General features: G+C 70.3%; 18 protein-coding genes. 6 read left to right on the forward strand and 12 right to left on the reverse strand.

Annotated features, from left to right (window positions below; translation table 11 throughout):
• Positions 1–55: 55 nt before the first annotated feature.
• The 5 genes from PMI01_RS17195 to PMI01_RS17215 form a co-directional block, all read right to left on the reverse strand.
• Positions 56–1594, reverse strand: a complete 1539-nt coding sequence (locus PMI01_RS17195; protein WP_007671686.1) for a flavodoxin domain-containing protein — start codon at positions 1592–1594, stop codon at positions 56–58.
• On the reverse strand, positions 1591–2583 hold the full coding sequence (locus PMI01_RS17200; RefSeq protein WP_007671687.1) for an FAD:protein FMN transferase: 993 nt from the start codon (positions 2581–2583) through the stop codon (positions 1591–1593). Before PMI01_RS17200 ends, PMI01_RS17195 begins: the two co-directional genes overlap by 4 nt.
• Positions 2584–2732: 149 nt before the next feature.
• Positions 2733–3635: a DUF4198 domain-containing protein gene (locus tag PMI01_RS17205; RefSeq protein ID WP_007671690.1), complete on the reverse strand. Its 903-nt coding sequence runs from the start codon at positions 3633–3635 to the stop codon at positions 2733–2735.
• An 11-nt stretch (positions 3636–3646) separates the two neighbouring features.
• Positions 3647–4159 (reverse strand): DUF2271 domain-containing protein, encoded by a 513-nt coding sequence (locus PMI01_RS17210; protein WP_007671693.1) that lies wholly within the window; start codon positions 4157–4159, stop codon positions 3647–3649.
• Positions 4160–4170: 11 nt separating this feature from the next.
• Positions 4171–4800, reverse strand: coding sequence for a PepSY-associated TM helix domain-containing protein (locus PMI01_RS17215; RefSeq protein ID WP_035036860.1), 630 nt, complete (start codon positions 4798–4800; stop codon positions 4171–4173).
• Positions 4801–5024: 224 nt separating this feature from the next.
• Between PMI01_RS17215 and PMI01_RS17220 the strand changes: the two genes are divergently transcribed.
• Positions 5025–5399 carry a response regulator gene (locus PMI01_RS17220; RefSeq protein ID WP_007671697.1) on the forward strand — a complete coding sequence of 125 codons (375 nt, stop codon included), beginning with the start codon at positions 5025–5027 and terminating at the stop codon, positions 5397–5399.
• Between the two features lie 304 nt (positions 5400–5703).
• The gene (locus tag PMI01_RS17225) at positions 5704–6231 is read left to right on the forward strand and encodes a helix-turn-helix domain-containing protein (protein ID WP_238537077.1); all 528 of its coding nucleotides are present in this window, start codon (positions 5704–5706) and stop codon (positions 6229–6231) included.
• 46 nt (positions 6232–6277) lie between these two features.
• Here PMI01_RS17225 and PMI01_RS17230 read toward each other — a convergent pair whose 3' ends face one another.
• Complete coding sequence (locus PMI01_RS17230; RefSeq protein ID WP_238537078.1) at positions 6278–7396, reverse strand: epoxide hydrolase family protein; 1119 nt, start codon at positions 7394–7396, stop codon at positions 6278–6280.
• A gap of 407 nt (positions 7397–7803) precedes the next feature.
• Between PMI01_RS17230 and PMI01_RS17235 the strand changes: the two genes are divergently transcribed.
• Complete coding sequence (locus PMI01_RS17235; protein ID WP_035036863.1) at positions 7804–9738, forward strand: M61 family metallopeptidase; 1935 nt, start codon at positions 7804–7806, stop codon at positions 9736–9738.
• 72 nt (positions 9739–9810) lie between these two features.
• On the opposite strand, the gene PMI01_RS27195 is transcribed toward PMI01_RS17235, so the two are convergent.
• A complete protein-coding gene (locus PMI01_RS27195) occupies positions 9811–9951 on the reverse strand; it encodes a hypothetical protein (RefSeq protein ID WP_007671711.1) in 141 nt (46 codons plus the stop codon).
• A gap of 135 nt (positions 9952–10086) precedes the next feature.
• On the opposite strand from PMI01_RS27195, the gene PMI01_RS17240 reads away from it, so the two are divergent.
• Entirely contained in the window at positions 10087–10593 is a 507-nt protein-coding gene (locus PMI01_RS17240) for an FKBP-type peptidyl-prolyl cis-trans isomerase (protein WP_007671712.1), read from the forward strand.
• Positions 10594–10727: 134 nt separating this feature from the next.
• Here the strand turns inward: PMI01_RS17240 and rutA are convergent, their stop codons facing one another.
• From rutA to PMI01_RS17265, 5 genes are all read right to left on the reverse strand, one after another.
• Positions 10728–11792, reverse strand: a complete 1065-nt coding sequence (rutA, locus tag PMI01_RS17245; protein WP_007671715.1) for a pyrimidine utilization protein A — start codon at positions 11790–11792, stop codon at positions 10728–10730.
• 145 nt (positions 11793–11937) lie between these two features.
• On the reverse strand, positions 11938–12738 hold the full coding sequence (gene rutD / locus PMI01_RS17250; RefSeq protein ID WP_007671717.1) for a pyrimidine utilization protein D: 801 nt from the start codon (positions 12736–12738) through the stop codon (positions 11938–11940).
• Entirely contained in the window at positions 12739–13125 is a 387-nt protein-coding gene (rutC, locus tag PMI01_RS17255; RefSeq protein WP_007671719.1) for a pyrimidine utilization protein C, read from the reverse strand. It abuts the gene before it with no gap.
• Between the two features lie 142 nt (positions 13126–13267).
• On the reverse strand, positions 13268–13966 hold the full coding sequence (gene rutB, locus PMI01_RS17260; protein ID WP_007671721.1) for a pyrimidine utilization protein B: 699 nt from the start codon (positions 13964–13966) through the stop codon (positions 13268–13270).
• A 309-nt stretch (positions 13967–14275) separates the two neighbouring features.
• On the reverse strand, positions 14276–15985 hold the full coding sequence (locus PMI01_RS17265) for a sensor histidine kinase (RefSeq protein ID WP_007671723.1): 1710 nt from the start codon (positions 15983–15985) through the stop codon (positions 14276–14278).
• Between the two features lie 374 nt (positions 15986–16359).
• Between PMI01_RS17265 and PMI01_RS17270 the strand changes: the two genes are divergently transcribed.
• Both PMI01_RS17270 and PMI01_RS17275 read left to right on the forward strand, forming a co-directional pair.
• A complete protein-coding gene (locus PMI01_RS17270) occupies positions 16360–17952 on the forward strand; it encodes a fatty acid--CoA ligase (protein ID WP_007671725.1) in 1593 nt (530 codons plus the stop codon).
• A 1-nt stretch (position 17953) separates the two neighbouring features.
• Positions 17954–18780 (forward strand): oxygenase MpaB family protein (locus PMI01_RS17275; protein ID WP_007671729.1); only part of this gene is annotated, 827 nt, incomplete at its 3' end.

The raw sequence follows: 18780 nt of genomic DNA on the forward strand, positions 1-18780 counted from the left end.
GGTCTTCGCGGTGAGTGTGTGTCCCCGGCCTCATCCCCGGCGTCGCGCGCGACCCTCAGTACACGTCCCGCCGATACCGCCCCTCGTCGGCCAGCCGTTCCACCGCCTCGGCGCCCAGCACCGACACCAGCGCCGCGTGCACGTCGCCCGACATGCCCTCCAGCGAGCCGCAGACATAGATCGCCGCGCCGTCGGCGACCCAGGCGCGCAGGGTGTCGGCGGCCTGGATCAGGCGGTGCTGGACATAGACCTTGCGGGCCTGGTCGCGGGAGAAGGCCAGGTCCAGGCGCTCCAGTACGCCGCTGGCCCGCCAGGCTTCGATCTCGCCCTGGTGGAAGTAGTCGTGGGCCTGGGCGCGCTCGCCGAACACCAGCCAGTTGCGGTGGTGGCCGAGGGCGGCGCGGGCCTTGAGATGCGCCCGCAGGCCGGCCAGGCCGGTGCCGTTGCCGACCAGGATCAGCGGCCGGTCGTCGGCCGGGCCGTGGAAGCCGCGGTTGGTCCGCACCCGCGCGGCGATCTCGCCGTCCGGCGTGGCGTGGGCGGTCAGCCAGCCCGAGCCGAGGCCTGGCCGGCCGTCGGCCCGCCGCATCGCCCGCACCAGCAGCTCGACCCCGCCATCGGCCGGCAGCGAGGCGATCGAATATTCGCGGTGCGGCAGGGGCGGCAGGGCGTCGACCAGGGCCTGGGCCGAGGCGGCGGGCGCGCCGTCCGGGGGCAGGCGTCGCCAGGACAGCACCTCGGCCAGGGTCGCGGCTTCGTCGGCGACCACCGGGGCGGCGGGGTTCAGGCCCTGGCGCGCCAGCAGCAACGCGACCTCGGCCGGATCGTTGCGCGGCCCGACCTCCAGGATGTCGCCGGCCGCCCAGGCCGCCGCGCCGTCCAGCGGCTCCAGCCGGATGTGGAACGCCGCGTCGCCGGGGCTGCCGGGGTTCAGCCGCCGCCGCTCGGCCAGCCGCCAGCGGCCGTAGCGCGGGCGGGTCCAGTCGGGGGCGTCGGTGACGCCGGCCAGCAGGCCGACCTGACCCTGCCAGTGGCGCAGGGCGGCGTCGTCGCCGTCGTCGACCTCGACCCGGTCGAACAGCGGCGCGGCCCCGTGGTGGGTCAGCCAGGCGTCGAGCGTCCGGCCGAAGGCGCAGAACCGGGCATATTCGCTGTCGCCCAGGGCCAGGACGCCGAAGCTCAGGCCGTCCAGATGCGGGGTCGCGCCCATCACGTCTCGGATGAAGCGGCGGGCGGTGTCGGGGGCGTCGCCCTCGCCGGTGGTGCTGACCACGAACAGCGCCCGGCCGGCCCTCGCGAGGTCGGCGGCGGTGACCTCGGCCAGGCTCTTCAGCGTGACCCGCGCGCCGCCGTCGCCCAGCAGCCTGGCGGTGGCCGTGGCCAGCTCCTCGGCGAAGCCGGTCTGGCTGGCGTGGGCCACCAGGATCGGCGCGCCGGTCCCGGCCGCCAGGGCCTGGGCCGCGCGGAGGACGACGCGGCGGCGGCCAGCCTCGCGCAGGACGATGACCAGGCAGAACAGCAGATAGACGCCGACCACCAGGCCGGCGACCGCCAGGCGGCGGGTTTCGGGCGCCAAGATCTCGAACAGGCTCATGCGTCGAGCATCGCCGCCAGGGCCGGCGACAGCCGCTCCTCCAGGCCGCGCGGACCCGCCGCGAGGATCAGGGCGGCCAGGCCGCGCCGGGCGGCGAAGGCCAGGGCGGCGTCGGGGGCCATCACCGTCAGGGCGGTGGCGTAGGCGTCGGCCCGCATGCAGCTCTCGTGCAGCACGGTGACGCTGACCGCGCCGCTGGCGCTGGGGGCGGCGGTGGCCGGGTCCAGGGTGTGGGCGTAGCGGCGGCCGTCGTGCTCGAAGAACCGGCGGTAGTCGCCCGAGGTGGCGACGGCCAGGCCGTGCAGGGCGACCACGGTGCGCAGGCCCTCGTTGGCCACCGGCGGCCGCTCCAGCTCGACCCACCAGGGCTGGCCGTCGGGCTTGGCGCCGGTCCCGCGCAGCTCGCCGCCGACCTCGACGAGGTAGGCGCGCGCCCCGGCCCGGTCGAGCGCGGCGACCACCTGGTCGACCGCGAAGCCCTTGGCGATCCCGTTGAGGTCCAGGCGCAGGCCGCCGGGCTGGAACAGGGCGTCGCCGTCGAGCACCAGGCGGCGCCAGCCGGCGGCCTCGCGAACCCGGGCGACGTCGGCGGCCTGGGGCGGCGCGCCGGAGAACGGGCGGGGGCCAAAGCCCCACAGGTCGACCAGGGCGCCCAGGGTCGGGTCGAAGGCCCCGCCGGTCTGGTCGGCGATCTCGACGGCGCAGCGCAGCACCTGGGCGAAGGCCGGGGGCAGGGCGGTCCAGGTGCCGGCGGCGGACCGGTTGTAGCGGCTGAGGTCGGAGAGGGGCTCCCAGGGGCTCATCTCGCGCACCACGCCGTCCAGCGCACGCTGGGCCATGGCCGTCAGGGCGTCGGCGCTGGCGGTGGGCGGGGCGACCAGCTTGACCGACCAGGTCGTGCCCATGGTCTGGCCGGCGAGCGCCAGCACCGCGCCGCCGATCGGGCGGGCGGGGGGCTGGGCCAGTTGGGGGACGAGGACGCGGGTCATTCAGAGGTTCCAGCTCCCTCCACCGTCGTCATCCCCCGACTTGTTCGGGGGACCCAAGCGGCGTTTCCAGGGTGGGCTGGGCCGGCTCGGCTTGGGTCCCCCGCATGAAGCGGGGGATGACGACCGTGGGGTGCGTTGGCGTTAGCCGTCTAAGGCCGCAGCGCTTCGAGCGTGGCGGTGTAGCTGGCGCTCATGCCGTTCCCGGCCAGCGCGACGGGGGCCGCCGGTGGCGCGCCAGGAGCGCCCATGCCGGGCATGCCGCCCATGCCGCCGCCGCCCGGGCCCCGGCCGGTCTCGCCCGAGCGCACCGTGGCGTTCAGCCAGTACATGCCCGCTTCCGGGAAGGTGACCTTGAACGTCCCGTCGGGCCCGGTCTTGACCTTGAAGTCACCGGGCGTGGCGCGGTAGCGCGAATTGCCGGGAGCCAGGGTCACCTCCAGGTCGGCGGCCGGCTGGCCGTCGAGCAGGAACCTGAAGGTCGCGGCCTCGCCGGCCACCAGGTCGTTGGGGTGGGTCACCGGGACCAGCTCCAGGCCCTTGCCGGTCGGCTTCAGCACCGTGTCGGTCGGGGCGTCGCGGGTGACGAAGGTCTCGTTGCGGTTGGAACCCTTGATGGTCTTCAGGTCGGCGGCGCCGGCCGGGACCTGCTTGGCGAAGTCGTCGGCCGACCCGCGGAAGCGCTTGACCTGGCCGTCCTGTGTCCAGCTGGCCGTGACGCTGCTGGTGACCGAGGCGATCTTCCAGGTGCCGGGCTTGGACAGCTGGACGTCGAAGGTCGAGCGGTACTTGCCGGTCAGGGCGTTCTGCGTCCGGTCGACCGAACCGTCCGGCGCGTAGACCACCACGCCGTCCAGCCGCATCGGGTTGTGGTCGGCGTAGAACAGCTCGTTGGAAATGGCCGCGTCGACCGTCACCCAGACGTCGCCCGACAGCACGGTGAACGACGGCACCATCCAGGCGCGGTGGGCGTTGGCGGCGAGCGGCAGGGCCAGGGCCAGGGTCCCGGCGAGGCCGGCGGCGGCGACGGCGAGAAGGCGCTTGCGGAAGGTCATGGCGTTTCTCTCTATTTGACGGCGACGGTGACGGCGCCCAGTTCGGCCGTCCCCTTGGCGGTGGCGGGCTTGCCGGGCTTACCCCAGATGAAGGGGACGCGGACGGCCTCGTGGCCGCCGACCTCGCGGGCCGCCTCGGCCACCAGGGTGTACTGGCCGGGCGCGAGCTTGGAGAGCGGGCCCTTGGCGCCGCTGAACACCAGCTTCTGCGGACCGGGGGCGCGGGTCGCGCCGCTGATCCCGTCGGCGGGGAAGCTCATCGAACGGCCGGCCTTGCGCCACCACTGGCGCATGTCCTTCAGCCACTTGGTGCCTTTGTCCTCCTTGGAGTCGGCGTCGTACCAGACGGCCAGGGTGGCGGCGGCCGAGGCGTCGGGGGCCTCCACCCAGATGGCCACATAGGGCTTGTGGTACTCGGCCACGGTCAGGCGCGGCACCTCGACGGTGACGGCGAGGTCGGCGGCCATGGTCGGCGTGGCGACGGCGGCGCCGGCAAAGGTCAGCAGGGTCAGGGAACGCTTCATGGCGGGGCGCCTCACAGGTGGACGAACAGGATGACGAGCAGCAGCGGGATCACCAGCCCGCCGGCCACCAGCGGCCAGGTCAGCGGCCGGGCGCGGGCGTGGAACTGCAGCAGGATCAGGCCGGTGACCGCGAAGATCGCGCAGGCCCCGGCGAAGATGTCGATGAACCAGCCCCAGGCCTTGCCGGCGTTGCGGCCCTTGTGCAGGTCGTTGAGCAAGGAAACCGCGCCGCGCGTGGTCTTCTCGTGCTCGACGGCCCCGGTCTCGCGGTCGATGCTGATCCAGGCGTCGCCGCCGGGGCGGGCCAGGGCGACATAGACCTCGGCGTCGGACCACTCGCCCTCGCGGCGGGCGATGTCGGCGTCGACGGCCCGGTCCAGCCAGGTCTCGACCCGGATCGGCAGCGGATGCTTGCCCTCGGCCGGGCCCTTGGCCAGCAGGGCCAGCAGGTCGGCGGGCAGGGCCGCCTTGCGGCTGACCACCTGGGGCTTGGCCTCGATCTGGCCGGCGTGGTTGAGGGTGAAGCCGGTGACCGCGAACAGCAGCATGCCGACCAGGCTCAGCGCGGCGCTGATCCAGTGCCACTGGTGCAGCTGCTTGAGCCAGAACGAACGGCGATGCGGGTCGGGAGCGGTCTTCACGGAATCCGGGGCGGCGCGAGGCAAGGGCGCAGCTTCATGCCCACACTTGAGAACGACTTGCAAGAGCAAGCCTCGCGACGCCAGGCGCATCGCCCGCCCGGGCCCGCCTCTGGGCGATTAAGGGATTGGCAGGGCATGGCCTGCGACGATAGCGCACGGCGACGAGCCTCGCCCGAGAAGGCTAAATCCGTTCACCACTTGTTAAGCATGTCGGGGGCGCGCCGTTGCGGAAAATACTGGTCGCGGAGGATGATATCCTCCTGGCGCATATCCATGAAATCACCCTGCGCGAGGCCGGTTTCGACGTGCTGGTCTGCCGGGACGGCCAGCAGGCGCTGGACGCCCTGGACGCCTTCGATCCTGACCTGCTGATCACCGACTTCACGATGCCGCGGATGAACGGCGGCGACCTGATCCGGGCCGTGCGCGGTCGCCGGGGCCGGCGGACGGCCGTGCTGCTGGCCTCGGGCCGCGACGAACACCTGCTGCGCGACGACGAGCGCGGCGACGCCCGCCTCGAAAAGCCGATCTCGCCGGCCCGCCTGCTGGGCGCGGTGCGGGCGCTGGAAGCACGGCGCCCGGTGCGGCCGGCGGCCTAGGGCGGAAGTCGGGGACACGCACTCACGGCAAGCACTGTACGCGTGCGGCTGAGGCTCTGGAGTGAGAGCATGTCCCCGGCCGCTGGCGTTAGTGGATTCCATCGACGCCGGAACTGAAGCACGATGAGTTGTTTCAAGCCGCAGCAGGTCGACGACCATGGTCCAAAGACACACGAGCCGGCGATCCTCGCACCTCTGGATCGACACGGTTTGGCAGTCGGTTTGCCTCAGTGACGGGCTGTATTCGGCGACGCCCGACGGCTCGTGGGACTTGATCCGCAGCATCGCGCCGGACGGCGGATCCATGGTGTTTCTGAGTGGCCAGGCCACCGAGCCCGTCGAGGTGCCGTACAAGGACGGGGAGAGCTCGGTCGTCATCTCCTTCTCCGCCCATGTCTATCTCGCGTGGGACAGGGAGCCGCGGGTCGGCCCCGAGATCCGAATCCTGCCGGTGCGGGACGAGATGTTCGTGCTGGACGGCGTGGACCTGCCGTTGCCGACCTTCGAGAACGTCGAACCGCTGGTCGACGCCATGATCGCGGCCGGCCTGCTGCTCTCCAACGACTTGGTCGCCAGGGCCTTCAGCGAGACCCCGAAGGCCGCCTCCTCGCGCTCGGTGCAGCAGCATTTCAAGCAGACCACGGGAATCACCCAGAAGAGTTTTCAGATGATCCGCCGCGCGCAGGAAGCCGTGCGACGGCTGAAGGCCGGCGAAGTTCCGGCCGGGGTGGCGGTCGATCTGGGCTATACGGACCAGCCGCACATGATCAAATCCATCAAGAAGATCATGGGCGCTCTGCCCTCGAATCTCGACGCGGTTCACAAGATCTGACCGCCGAGCGAGGTCGCGCTCGGCGGTCGTGATGTGAACCTTCGTCCTACCTGGTCAGCAAGGCGGCGAAGGCCTTGATGTCCTGGGTGTAGAAATCGGGGTCTTCCCAGGCCGCGAAGTGGCCCGCCTTTTCCATGTCGTGGAACTGCACGACATTGCCGGCGGTCTGCCGGTTCGCCCATTCGCGGGGCAGGCGCACTCCGCCGGGGATCGGCGCCTCGGTCGCCACCGCGACCGGAACCTTGGTGTTCCGACCCTTGATCGTCGGCGCGCTCATGGCGTTCTGATTGTAGAGGCGGAAGGACGACGCGACCGTCTCCGTCAGCCAGTAGATCATGATGTTGGTCAGAAGGTCGTCGCGGCCGAACCGTGCGTCCGCCTCGTCGCCGACCCCCATGCCGGCCATGAAGCTCATGATCCAGGCGGCCAGCCCGACCGGCGAGTCGTTCATGGCGAAGGCCAGGCTTTGCGGCTTCGTCGCCTGCACCAGGTTGAAGGCGCCGTGGGCGAAGAACCATTGCTGGATGGCGCCGGCATAGGCCTGCTCGGGGCCGCTGAGGACGGTGAAGTCGGTGGTCTGGTCGGGATAGCCGACGTCGGTGAGGTGGACGCCCAGCAGCTTGTCGGGATGGCGCTGCGTCAGCGACATGGCGATGACTCCACCCAGATCGCCGCCCGCCACGATGAAGCGCTCGTGCCCCAGCACCTTGCCCATCAGCTCGACGAAGATGTCGGCGGTCTGGTCCGCCGGCAGCGCCGTCCGACCCGAAAAGCCCGTGCCGGGGATGGACGGCACGACGACGTGGAAGTCCTCGGCCAGCGCGTCGATGACCTTGTGATAGCGATAGAAGCTGTCCGGCCAGCCATGCAGCAGAAGCAGCGCGGGGGCGTCCTTCTTCTTCGAGGGCTTGTGGACGAAGTGCAGGTCGACCTGGTCGATCCTGACCTTGTAGTTGGGCATTGCGTTCAGCCGCGCCTCGGCCTTGCGCCAGTCGTACTGGTTCAGCCAGTAGTCGGTCAGCGACTTCATGTAGCCGAGATTGGTTCCGAACGTCCAAGCCGCGTCGGCGGGCTCGTCGGGCCAGCGCGTGTGCTGAAGGCGCGATTTCAGATCGGCCAGTTGCGTGTCCGAAAAGGCGATCTTGAAGGGCGTCGGCTGTTCCATGGTGTGGCTTTCCTTCGATCGTGCGGGTTGGGTGACAAGGCCGCTCAGGAGGCTCGCCGCGAGGATGTTCTTGCCAAATTCGCGCCGGTTCATGGCCCTGCTTCCTTGTCTTGATTGACTGGGATCAGGCTATCGGCGCGCCCCCGGCGCGAATTGTAAGAAAGCGCAAATCGCTCCCGGCGGCGGCGACCCGGAGGAGCAAGCCGAGCGGCCAGTTTCGCGCCGACCCGGCGCTATCGATAGAGGACGCGGCCCGCGCTGAAAGCCGATGGACCGGCAAGCTGCGCGAAATGCGATCAACCCATCCCTCTCCGCGACGGATGACCTCGACAAGCACGGCTTTAGAGGAGAAGTTCCCCTCCTTTTCGTCGCGGGAGCATGCCCGCACGTCGCATTGGGGTCGTTTCTTGAAAACGCTGTTCTTTACCGCCTCCGTCGTCGCCCTGTCCTTCAACCTCGGCGGCGCGTTCGCGCAAGACCGCGTCCCCGTGCAGGCCCCGCCGACCCCGGCCATCGAAGCCGCCAAGGACGTCCCCTATCCGGGCCTGCTGAAGCTGTCGGTCGACGCCACCGACCTGGACCGCAAGATCTTCCAGGTGCGCGAGACGATCCCGGTGGCCAAGCCCGGCCCGATGACCATCCTCTATCCGCAGTGGGTGCCCGGCGGCCACTCGCCGCGCAATGACCTGGACAAGCTTGCTGGTCTGGTCGTCACCGCCAACGGCCAGACCCTGCCCTGGACCCGCGACCCGGTCGCCGTCCACGCCTTCCACTTCGACGTGCCGGCCGGCGCCACCGAGGTCCAGCTCAGCTACCAGTTCCTGACCCCGGTGAAGCCGGACGTCGGCCGCGTGCTGGTGACGCCCGACATGCTGAACGTGCAGTGGCTGCAGCTGGGCTTCTACCCGGCCGGCTACTACATGCGCGGCATCCAGATCGAGCCCAGCGTCAAGTTGCCGGAAGGCTGGGGCTTCGGCACCGCCCTGGAGAAGGCCGGGACCGCCGGCCAGGTCACGACCTTCAAGCCGACCACCTTCGAGACCCTGGTCGACTCGCCGATGTTCGCCGGCCGCTACTACAAGCAGGTCGAGCTGGATCCGGGCGGCCCCGCGCCGGTGCGCCTGAACATGGTGGCCGACAAGCCGGAATATCTGGAGTTCAAGCCCGAGCAGCTGCAGGCCCACAAGAACCTGGTCCAGCAGGCCTACAAGCTCTACGGCGCGCACCACTACGACCACTACGACTTCCTGATGGCGCTGTCGGACACCCTCGGCGGCATCGGCCTGGAGCACCATCGCTCCAGCGAGAACCGCGTCGCGCCCAAGTACTTCACCGAATGGGACAAGAACTTCGCCGGCCGCGACCTGCTGCCCCACGAATTCACCCACTCGTGGAACGGCAAGTTCCGTCGCGGCTCGGACCTCTACACCCCGACCCTGAACGAGCCGATGCGCGACAGCCTGATGTGGGTCTACGAAGGCCAGACCCAGTACTGGGGCTATGTGCTGTCGTCGCGCTCGGGGCTGATGACCAAGCAGCAGACCCTGGACGCCATCGCCGCCACCGCCGCCCTCTACGACACCCGGGCCGGCCGCAACTGGCGCAACGTGCTGGACACCACCAACGACCCGATCATCGCCAACCGCAAGCCGGCCTCGTGGACCAGCTGGCAGCGCAGCGAGGACTACTATTCGGAAGGCCAGCTGGTCTGGCTGGACGCCGACACCCTGATCCGCGAGAAGACCGGCGGCAAGAAGTCGCTGGACGACTTCGCCAAGGCGTTCTTCGGCGTCGACAACGGCTCCTACGTGCCGCTGACCTACGACTTCGACACCGTGGTCCAGACGCTGAACGGCGTGGTGGCCAACGACTGGGCCACCTTCCTGAAGACCCGCATCGAGGGCCTGTCGGCCCGCGCGCCGCTGGATGGCCTGACCCGCGGCGGCTACAAGCTGGTCTATACCGACACCCCCACCGAGTACTTCAAGGGCTCGGAGACGCGCGGCAAGACCATCAACCTCAGCTACTCGCTGGGGATCACGGTCGGCGCGGCCGGCGTGCTGTCGGCGGTCAACTGGGACACCCCGGCCTTCAAGGCGGGCCTGACGGCCGGCGAGACCCTGGTCGCCGTCAACGGCGTGGCCTATTCCGACGACCTGCTGAAGGACGCGGTCAAGGCCACGGCCAAGGCCGGCGCCGCGCCGGTCGAACTGCTGATCAAGGACGGCGACCGCTATCGCACGGTGAAGATCGACTACACCGGCGGCGCGCGCTATCCGCGCCTGGAGCGCATCGAAGGCACGCCCGCGCGCCTCGACGACATCCTGGCGGCGCGCAAATAGGCCTGGTCGCCGGACGAGCTAGGGGGCCGGCGGCGGAAACGTCGCCGGCTCTTTTCGTTTGGGGACCGTCCCCTACAGGTGCTCCATCGCCCAGAACCGCGCGACGCCCAGCGCCAGGGCGCCGATCACGAACCACCCGCCATAGAGGCCAATCCAGGGGTGGCGCTGCCACCAGTGCGGCAGGCCGAGCGACGGGCCAGGATGGCCGGCCATGGTCTCCTCCCTTTCGACGACCCGGCGGTCTTGAAGCCGCCGAGGTTCCGTGGAAAACAACCTAGGCTTCAGGCTTGGCTTTCAGGTTAACGGAGCAATGGCTGTTTCCTCTCCTCAAGGTAGCGTGAGTCTCCGATGAACCGTATCGCTGGTCTGGTCCTGGGCCTTTGCCTGTTGTCGAGCCCCGTCCTGGCCCAGGAGGTGACGCCGCCTCCGCAATTGTCGGCCGCCGTCGACCCGGCCAAGACCCTGGCCGAGGGCCAGGCCTTCCTGGCCAAGAACGCCAAGGCGCCGGGCGTGGTCACCACCGCCTCGGGCCTGCAGTACAAGGTGGTCACGTCCGGTCCCAAGACCGGGCCGTCGCCCAAGGTCGGCGACATCATCAAGGTCCATTACGAGGGCAAGCTGCTGGACGGCACGGTGTTCGACAGCTCGTTCGAACGCGGCCAGGCGGCGATCATGCCGGCCGACGGCCTGGTGCCGGGCTGGATGGAGGCCCTGCCGATGATGCATGTCGGCGACGAGTGGACGCTCTACCTGCCGGCTTCGCTGGGCTACGGCGACCGCGCCGCCGGCCCGATCCCGCCGGGCAGCGTGATGGTGTTCCGGCTGCAGCTGATCGGCATGCTGGCGGCGGATTGATTGGGGCGCGCGGAGCGGGCGAACACTTGCCCCCTCCGCGCCTTCGGCGCTCCTCCCCCATAGGGGGAAGAACTCCGCCCCCTATGGGGGCGGACAGACCGCGAAGCGGTCAGGTGGGGGCAAGTGTTCGCCCCCTAGACCCCCGCCCGCGACGCCATCAGCGGCTGAATCCTCGCGCCGAAGTTCTCCACCCCCGCCACGAAGTCGTCGAACACCAGCAGCACCCCGGCCGTGCCCTCGACGGCGGCCACCTCGTCCAGCATCCGGGCCACGCTCTCATACGACCCCACCAGGGTGCCCATGTTGAGGTTCACCGCCGATTCCGGGGCGGCCAGCTGGGCGGTGTTGGTGGTCGAGCCCGCCGCGGCGTTGGGGGCGGCCTGGTTGGTCAGCCAGGCCAGGGCCTCCTGGTCGGCGCCGGCGCGATAGGCCTGCCACTTGGCCATCGCCTTCTCGTCGGTCTCGTCGGCGATGACCATGAACAGGATGTAGGAGGCCACGTCGCGGCCGGTCTTGTCGGCGGCGGCCTTCAGGCGGTCGTTGACCGAGCCGAAGGCGGTGGGGGTGTTGGTCCCCTTCCCAAGGGCGAAGCTGTAGTCGGCGTGCTGGGCCGTGAAGGCCAGGCCCTCGTTGGACGAGCCGGCGCAGATCAGCTTGGTCTCCTTGGGGTGCGGGCTGACCCGGCAGTCGGTCATCTGGAAGTACTGGCCCTTGAAGTCCGACACCCCGGTGTCGAGCAGCTCGCGCAGCACGGTCGCGTATTCGGCCAGGTAGTTGTAGCGGTCGGTATAGTGGCCCTCGCCCGGCCACAGGCCCATCTGGTCGTACTCGGCCTTCTGCCAGCCGGTGACCAGGTTGATCCCGAAGCGGCCGGGGGCGATGGAGTCGATGGTCGAGGCCATGCGCGCCACGATGGCCGGCGGGATGGTCAGGGTGGCGGCGGTGGCGAAGATCTTGATCTTGCTGGTCACGGCCGCCAGGCCGGCCATCAGGGTGAAGCTCTCGAGATTATGCTCCCAGAACTGGGTCTTGCCGCCGAACCCGCGCAGCTTGATCATCGAGAGGGCGAAGTCGAAGCCGTATTTCTCGGCCTTCTGGACGATCTCCTTGTTGAGCTCGAAGCTCGGCATGTACTGCGGAGCCGCCTCGGAGATCAGCCAGCCGTTGTTGCCGATCGGAATGAAGACGCCGATTTCCATGGAATTAGTCCCTCCGACTAAGTCTGATTTCTAAAGCTCGTCATCCCCCGCTTTATGCGGGGGACCCAAGCGGGCTTGGCGGGCGTGGCTTGGGTCCCCCGAACAAGTCGGGGGATGACGGATTGGGTGGGGCGGCGGGAGCGCGTCACGCTCCCCCCAGAAAGTTCACGACGCTGGCATTGAACGCCTCGGGCGCCGTCACCGTGAAGCCGTGGCCGCCCCAGGGCGCGATCTCCAGCGTGGCGTTGGGTAGCCGCTCGGCCAGGCGGCGCGAGCAGGCCAGCGGCACCAGCATGTCGTCGGCGCTGGCGCTGACCAGCACCGGGCAGGCGATGCGCGGCAGGTCGGCGTCGATGTCGAAGGCCAGCAGGGCCTGGATGCGGGCTCGCATGACGTCGAGCGGCGGGAAGCCGGCGATGTGGTGCGGCTCCTCGGCCTCCAGCCGGGCGTGGTGGGCGCTGATCCAGTCGGCCGGATAGAGGAACAGCGGCTGGGCGTGGACATAGGCCGCGACGCCGGTGTCGTTCAGCAGGGCCAGGCGAGTGTCGAAACAGCGCTGGATGTGCGGGTCGGGCCGCGACCAGCCGTTGACCACCACCAGCTTGCCGATGCGGCCGGGATGATCCAGCGCCATGGCCAGGCCGGCGTTGCCGCCGGCCGCGTGGCCGACCACGTGGGCGCGGTCCAGGCCCAGGGCGTCCAGGACCTTGACGATGTCGTCGCCCATCGCCGCCACGGTGTGCGGCTGGGTCAGGGTCCGGACGCTGCGCCCCGTGCCGCGATGGTCGTAGAGCACCACCCGGAAGCGCGCGAGCAGGGCGTCCATCTGCGGGGCCCAGAAGGCTCCGGAACCGCCCAGCCCGGCCGACAGGATCACCGTCTCGCGATCGGCGGCCGGCCCGCCATGGACCTCGTAATGCAGGCCGTCGACGGTCCCGGAATTCATCTACTTGCCGATGTGGGCGATGGTGGCGATCTCGACCAGGAAGTCGGGACGGACCAGGCCGCACTGGATGCAGAACCGGGCCGGCTTCTCGCCCGGGAAGTACTCGGCATAGACCTTGTTGATGGCGGCGTAGTCGGCCCAGTCCTTGAGGAAGATGTGGTTCATGGTCACATCCTCCATCGTCCCGCCGGCCGTCTCGATGACGCCCTTGATGGTCTCCAGCACCTGCCGGGTCTGGGCCGAGGCGTCGCCGACATGGGCGACGTTGTTGTCCTTGTCGAAGGCCAGGGTGCCCGAGACGTAGACCACGCCGTCGGCCAGGGTTCCGGGCGAGAACGGGGCGATCGGGACGCCGGTCCCGGGCGGGGTGATGACGGTCTTGGGCATGGTGTTTCCTTCTTCTGTTCTGATTTCGTCTACCGCCGCAGACCCCCTCCGGCCCTCTGGGCCACCTCCCCCTGAGGGGGAGGATTATCGCGGCGCAAGCTGCTCCCCCTTTGGGGGAGCTGTCGCGGAGCGACTGAGGGGGTCAGCTGGGCGCGATCTGCCCCACCGCCCCCTTGAAGTCGGCGGTGGTCGACACCCAGCCGAAGAAGGTCTCGATGTTGTAGAGCGCCGCCTTCTGCACGAAGTCGGGACCCGCCTGGTGGGTGGCGTCCTCCAGCACCGTGCCGAAATATTCCAGGAAGAAGCCGTCGCGCAGCGTCGACTCCACGCAGACATTGGTGGCGATGCCGACGAACACCAGGTGGCGGATGCCGCGCGAGCGCAGCACGCTGTCGAGCTGGGAATTGAAGAAGCCGCTGTAGCGGGTCTTGTGCAGCTGGATGTCGCCCGGCTGGGGCTTCAGGGCGTCGACCAGCTCGTAGTCCCAGCCGCCCCGGGCCAGCAGCTTGCCCTGCAGCTCGGGCCGGGCGCGCATGGTCTTCAGGGCGTTGGACTTGTGCCAGTTGGGCGAGCCGGGGCCGCCGGCCTCGACATAGTCGGCGTCCCAGCCGTTCTGGAAATAGATCACCGGCATGCCCGCGCCGCGCGCCACGTCCAGCACGCCGGCGATCTTGTCGATCACCGCGGCCGCGCCGCTGATGTCGAAGCCGGCCAGGTCGAGATAGCCGCCGGGGGAGGCGTAGGCGTTCTGCATGTCGATGACGATCACCGCGGTCTTGTCGACCGGCAGGGCCAGCGGCTCTGGCCGGGCCGGCAGCATCAGGGTGTCGGGTGTCGTCATAGGCTCTGGCCCCCAAGGGTGAGCGACGCAGGTAAGACCATCGCGAGGCGAGGCGCAATCGATCGATGGTCGCCGAACCGCAATTGCCTAGGTCTTGGGCTAATTCAGAAACGACTTACTAGGGGGGCGCCGTCGCGCAGTTGATTTGTCGTTTGCGCCCACCCCCATTCGTCATCCCCCGACTTGTTCGGGGGACCCAAGCCGAGTCCGACGCCATGTCCAGCGCCGCTTGGGTCCCCCGCATAAAGCGGGGGATGACGGAATTTTTGAGTTGAAGAAGCGCAGCCCGGCTGCCTAGGCGCCGGCGCCTTACGAAGGTCCCGCGTCGGTGCGCGGCCCGTCCTTCTCCGAAGCCCCCGGCAGCGACAGGGTCAGCACGCAGACCAGGCCCGACGGGCGGTAGTCGAAGCGCGCCTGGCCGCCGAGGTCGGACTTCAGGCTGGCGGCGATCAGGCGCGAGCCGAAGCCCGCGCGGCTGGGCGAGGCGACGGTCGGGCCGCCGCGCTCCTCCCAGTGCAGGGTGACGCGGTGCAGGGCGGTGGGGTCGGCGTGCCAGACCACGGCCACCGTGCCTTCCGATGTCGACAGGGCCCCGTATTTGAGCGCGTTGGTCGCCAGCTCGTGGAACACCATCGACAGGGCCAGGGCGGCGTTGGGCGACAGGGCGATCGGCGGCCCGGCCAGGACGGTCCGGTCGATATAGGGCTCCAGCGTCTGGCGCAGGATGGCCTGCATCTCGGCGCCCTGCCAGACGCTCTGGGTCAGCAGGTCGTGGGCCCGGGCCAGGGCCATCAGCCGCTCGTTGAAAGCCGGCAGGCCGGGCGTGTCGGTCGGGCGTCCCAGGCTCTGGCGGGCCAGGGACTGCACGGTGGACAGGGTGTTCTTCACCCGGTGGTTCAGCTCGTTGATCATCAGCTGCTGGCGCTGGTGGGCCCGCTCCTCCTCGGCCTCGCGGGCCCGCAGCTGGGCGGCGGCGTCGTGCAGGGCGGCCCGCACCTCGGCGATCTCGCTCAGGCCGCCGGGCGTCGGGGCGATCTCCTCGCCGGCCACCACCGCCCGGGCGTCGATCGCCAGGCCGCGCACGGCGACCGAGATGTCGCGCGAGAACACCAGGGCCACGGCCGCGCCGATGGCCAGCAGCACGACGCTGGCCAGGGTCAGGAGGCCGACCGACATCCAGTTGGCCCGGTTCAGCTCGGCCCGCGGCACGCCGACGATGAACGCCCAGCCGCTGGTCGGCGAACGGCTGAAGGCCGACAGGGTGGGGGTGCCGTCCAGGGTCTGGCTCACCACCACCCCCTCGTTGCTGCGGGTCATGGCCTCGCGCATGTCGATGCTGGCCTTGCGGCCCAGGAAGCGGTCCTGGTCGCGCGACCGCGCCACCAGCGAGAAGTCGCGGTCGATGATGCTGGCCGTCCAGCTCGACGGCACGTTCTGAGCGGCGAACAGCGAGGCGAAGGCCTTGGGCGTCTGGATATAGGCCAGGTCGTGCAGTTCGCCGTCGACGATGACCGGCATGTCGATGGCGACGATCGGCTGGCCGCCCGTCGTGCCGAAGGTGAGGTTGGAAACCGTGGTGCGGCCCGAGCGCACCGCCTCCCAGCGGCTCGACGGCAGCGGGCTTCGCGGCGTCGGCGCGCCGGGCGGCAGCCGGGTGTTGACCACCTGTCCCCGGCGGTCGAGCAGCACGATCCAGCCGTCGCCGCCCTGCACGGCCGCCCGGGCCTGGCGCTCGAAGGCGGGGATGTCGCCGGAGATCAGGGCGGGCGACACGGCCAGGGTCTGCAGGATGCTCTGTCCCTGGCCGATCTGGCGGTCGGTGGCCAGGGCCAGGGCGCGGGTGGTGACGACCAGCTGCTGTTCGTAGCGGGCGCGGCTTTCGCTGAACTCGGCGCGCGCCAGCAGGGCCATGAAGATCATGGCCGGGAGCACCAGGCTCAGGGCCATCAGCAGCAGGCGCCGTCGCACGGTGGCGGCTTGCGGCGGCCCAGCCTTTGCGGTGGGAGCGGTTTGGACCATGTCTTCCGCCAACCGGACGCGCTCACCCTTGCGTGGACCGCGCCAACAGAGAATGGCCGCCGCGCCGGGTCAAGCGGTTAGGCTTGGCGGGGGGCCGCGGGGGGCGTCAAGCCCTCCCACGGTTGTCATCCCGGAAGCCTCGCAGAGGCTGTCCGGGACCCAGGGGACTGGGCCAATGCGGTGCGACCGCCCCTGGGTCCCGGCTCTACGCTTCGCTTCGGCCGGGATGACAACCATGGGAGATCCCGCCCCGCATCCGCCCCCAAACCGTGTTTTCCGCTGGCCCCGCACCGGAAATGGCCATCATCCTGGGGTCAGTGAACCGAAGGCGGCGCCAAGATCGTCTCGACCCCCGCGCGAGGAGAGGCGTCAGCATGTCCGGACCCGCCGTCGATTTCGATCGCATGACGACCCTGGGCGACGTCGCCCGCTACCACCACGCGGCGCGGCCCGAGGCGACCGCCCTGGTGTTCGAGGGACGCCAGACCAGCTTCGCCGACTTCGACCGCCACACCGACCAGGTCGCCAACGCCCTGTTGGCCGAGGGCCTGATCGCGGGCGACCGCATCGCCTATGTCGGCAAGAACAGCGACCACTATTTCGAGCTGCTGTTCGGCGCGGCCAAGGCCGGGGTGGTGCTGGCCCCGATCGGCTGGCGCCTGGCCCCGCGCGAGATCGCCTACATCCTGGGCGACGCCGAGGCCCGCATGGTGTTCGTCGGCCCCGAGCTGATCGCCCATGTCCGCGACGTGGCCGAACTGATCCTCGACCAGCCCAGGCTGATCGCCATGGAGGACAACGAGTACGGCCACCCGGAATTCGTCGCCTGGCGCGACGCGTCGCCGTGCGTCACGCCGGACGTCCGGGTCACCAGCGCCGACATCGCCATCCAGCTCTACACCTCGGGCACCACCGGCCGGCCCAAGGGCGCGATGCTGACCCACAACAACATCCTGGCCCCGCGCCGGCTGGCCGCCGTGGCCGACCTGGACTGGAACCGCTGGGGCCCCGACGACGTCAGCCTGGTGGCCATGCCGGTGGCCCATATCGGCGGCACGGGCTGGGGCGTGGTCGGGCTGGTCAACGGCGCCAAGGGCGTGGTGGCCCGCGAGTTCGACCCGACCCGGGTGCTGGACTTCATCGAACGCGACCGGGTGTCCAAGATGTTCATGGTGCCGGCCGCCCTGCAGATCGTCGTGCGCCTGCCGCGCGCCCGCCAGGTCGACTACAGCCGCCTGACCTACATCCTCTACGGGGCCGCGCCGATCCCGCTGGACCTGCTGCGCGAGTGCCTGGAGGTGTTCGGCTGCGGCTTCGTCCAGCAGTACGGCATGACCGAGACCACCGGCACCGTGGTCTATCTGCCACCCCAGGACCACGACCCGGCCGGCAACGCCCGCATGCGTTCGGCCGGCCTGCCGATGCCCGGCGTCGAGCTGAAGGTGCTGGGCCCGGACGGCGAGAGCCTGCCGGCCGGCGAGGTCGGCGAGGTGGCGATCCGCTCACCCGCCAACATGGCCGGCTACTGGAAGCTGCCCGAGGCCACGGCCGAAACCATCGCCGAGGACGGCTGGCTGCGTACCGGCGACGCCGGCTACCTCGACGCCGACGGCTATCTGTTCATCCACGACCGGGTGAAGGACATGATCATCAGCGGCGGCGAGAACATCTATCCGGCCGAGGTCGAGAGCGCCGTCTACGGCCATCCGCATGTCGCCGAGGTGGCGGTGATCGGCGTGCCCGACGACACCTGGGGCGAGGCGGTCAAGGCGGTGGTGGCGCTGAAGCCGGGCGCGCCGGTCGACCCGGCCGACATCATCGCCTTCGCCCGCACCCGCATCGCCGCCTTCAAGGCCCCCAAGACCATCGACTTCGTCGAGGCCCTGCCGCGCAACGCCTCGGGCAAGATCCTGCGCCGCGAACTGCGCGACCCCTATTGGGCGGGGATGACCCGCCGGGTGAACTGAGGTGACGGACGGCGGCGGCGGCCTGACGGGGCTGGTCCCCCATCTCGTCCAAAGCCTGATCCAGCCGGACGGTCGCCACTTCGATTTCCGCGTTCCGGCCGGCGAGCCGGCCCTGGCCGCGCCGGACTCGGTGTCGTGGCGGGTGTTCAAGAACCCGGTGTCGCTGTTCGTCGGCGGGGTGACGGCGGTGATCCTGGAGCTGGCCGAGCCGCGGGTGCGGACCGGCGTCTGGGAGCACAGCAGCTTTCGCCGCGACCCGCTGCCGCGCCTCAAGCGCACCGGCCTGGCGGCGATGGTCACGGTCTATGGCGCGCGCTCGGCGGCCCAGACGATGATCGCCGGGGTGCGGCGGCTGCACGACCAGGTCACCGGCCACACTCCGGCCGGCGCGGCCTACCGGGCCAACGACGTCGCGCTGCTGGACTGGGTGCAGGCCACCGCCAGCTTCGGTTTCCTGGAGGCCTACCACGCCTATGCGGCCCCGCTGAGCGCCGCCGACCGCGACCGGTTCTACGCCGAGGCGGGGCCGGCGGCGGCCCTGTACGGGGCGACCGGCGCGCCGGCTTCGGTGGCGCAGTGGGAGGCGCAACTGGCGGACATGCTGCCGGGGCTGGAGCGCTCGGAGATCGTCTTCGAGTTCCTGGCGCTGATGCGCGAGACGGCGATCCTGCCGGCCCTGCTGCGCGGCCTGCAGGGGGCGCTGATCCGGGCGGCGGTGGCGATCGTCCCGCCGGAGGTCCGCGCGGTGGTGGGCCTGGGGCGCGCCTGGGACCTGGGACCGCTCGAGGGCCGCCTGGTCCGCTGGGCCGGGGCGGCCGCCGACCGCCT

This window comes from Caulobacter sp. AP07, from assembly GCF_000281955.1.
In the GTDB taxonomy this organism is placed as follows: Bacteria; Pseudomonadota; Alphaproteobacteria; order Caulobacterales; family Caulobacteraceae; genus Caulobacter.

Excerpts from the sequence above, each read along its gene's own strand:
- PMI01_RS17195 (WP_007671686.1), bottom strand. The coding sequence starts at position 1,594 with ATGAGCCTGTTCGAGATCTTGGCGCCCGAAACCCGCCGCCTGGCGGTC.
- PMI01_RS17200 (WP_007671687.1), bottom strand. The coding sequence starts at position 2,583 with ATGACCCGCGTCCTCGTCCCCCAACTGGCCCAGCCCCCCGCCCGCCCG.
- PMI01_RS17205 (WP_007671690.1), bottom strand. The coding sequence starts at position 3,635 with ATGACCTTCCGCAAGCGCCTTCTCGCCGTCGCCGCCGCCGGCCTCGCC.
- PMI01_RS17210 (WP_007671693.1), bottom strand. The coding sequence starts at position 4,159 with ATGAAGCGTTCCCTGACCCTGCTGACCTTTGCCGGCGCCGCCGTCGCC.
- PMI01_RS17225 (WP_238537077.1), top strand. The coding sequence starts at position 5,704 with ATGGTGTTTCTGAGTGGCCAGGCCACCGAGCCCGTCGAGGTGCCGTAC.
- PMI01_RS17230 (WP_238537078.1), bottom strand. The coding sequence starts at position 7,396 with ATGGAACAGCCGACGCCCTTCAAGATCGCCTTTTCGGACACGCAACTG.
- PMI01_RS27195 (WP_007671711.1), bottom strand. The coding sequence starts at position 9,951 with ATGGCCGGCCATCCTGGCCCGTCGCTCGGCCTGCCGCACTGGTGGCAG.
- PMI01_RS17240 (WP_007671712.1), top strand. The coding sequence starts at position 10,087 with ATGAACCGTATCGCTGGTCTGGTCCTGGGCCTTTGCCTGTTGTCGAGC.
- rutA (WP_007671715.1), bottom strand. The coding sequence starts at position 11,792 with ATGGAAATCGGCGTCTTCATTCCGATCGGCAACAACGGCTGGCTGATC.
- rutD (WP_007671717.1), bottom strand. The coding sequence starts at position 12,738 with ATGAATTCCGGGACCGTCGACGGCCTGCATTACGAGGTCCATGGCGGG.
- rutC (WP_007671719.1), bottom strand. The coding sequence starts at position 13,125 with ATGCCCAAGACCGTCATCACCCCGCCCGGGACCGGCGTCCCGATCGCC.
- rutB (WP_007671721.1), bottom strand. The coding sequence starts at position 13,966 with ATGACGACACCCGACACCCTGATGCTGCCGGCCCGGCCAGAGCCGCTG.
- PMI01_RS17265 (WP_007671723.1), bottom strand. The coding sequence starts at position 15,985 with ATGGTCCAAACCGCTCCCACCGCAAAGGCTGGGCCGCCGCAAGCCGCC.
- PMI01_RS17270 (WP_007671725.1), top strand. The coding sequence starts at position 16,360 with ATGTCCGGACCCGCCGTCGATTTCGATCGCATGACGACCCTGGGCGAC.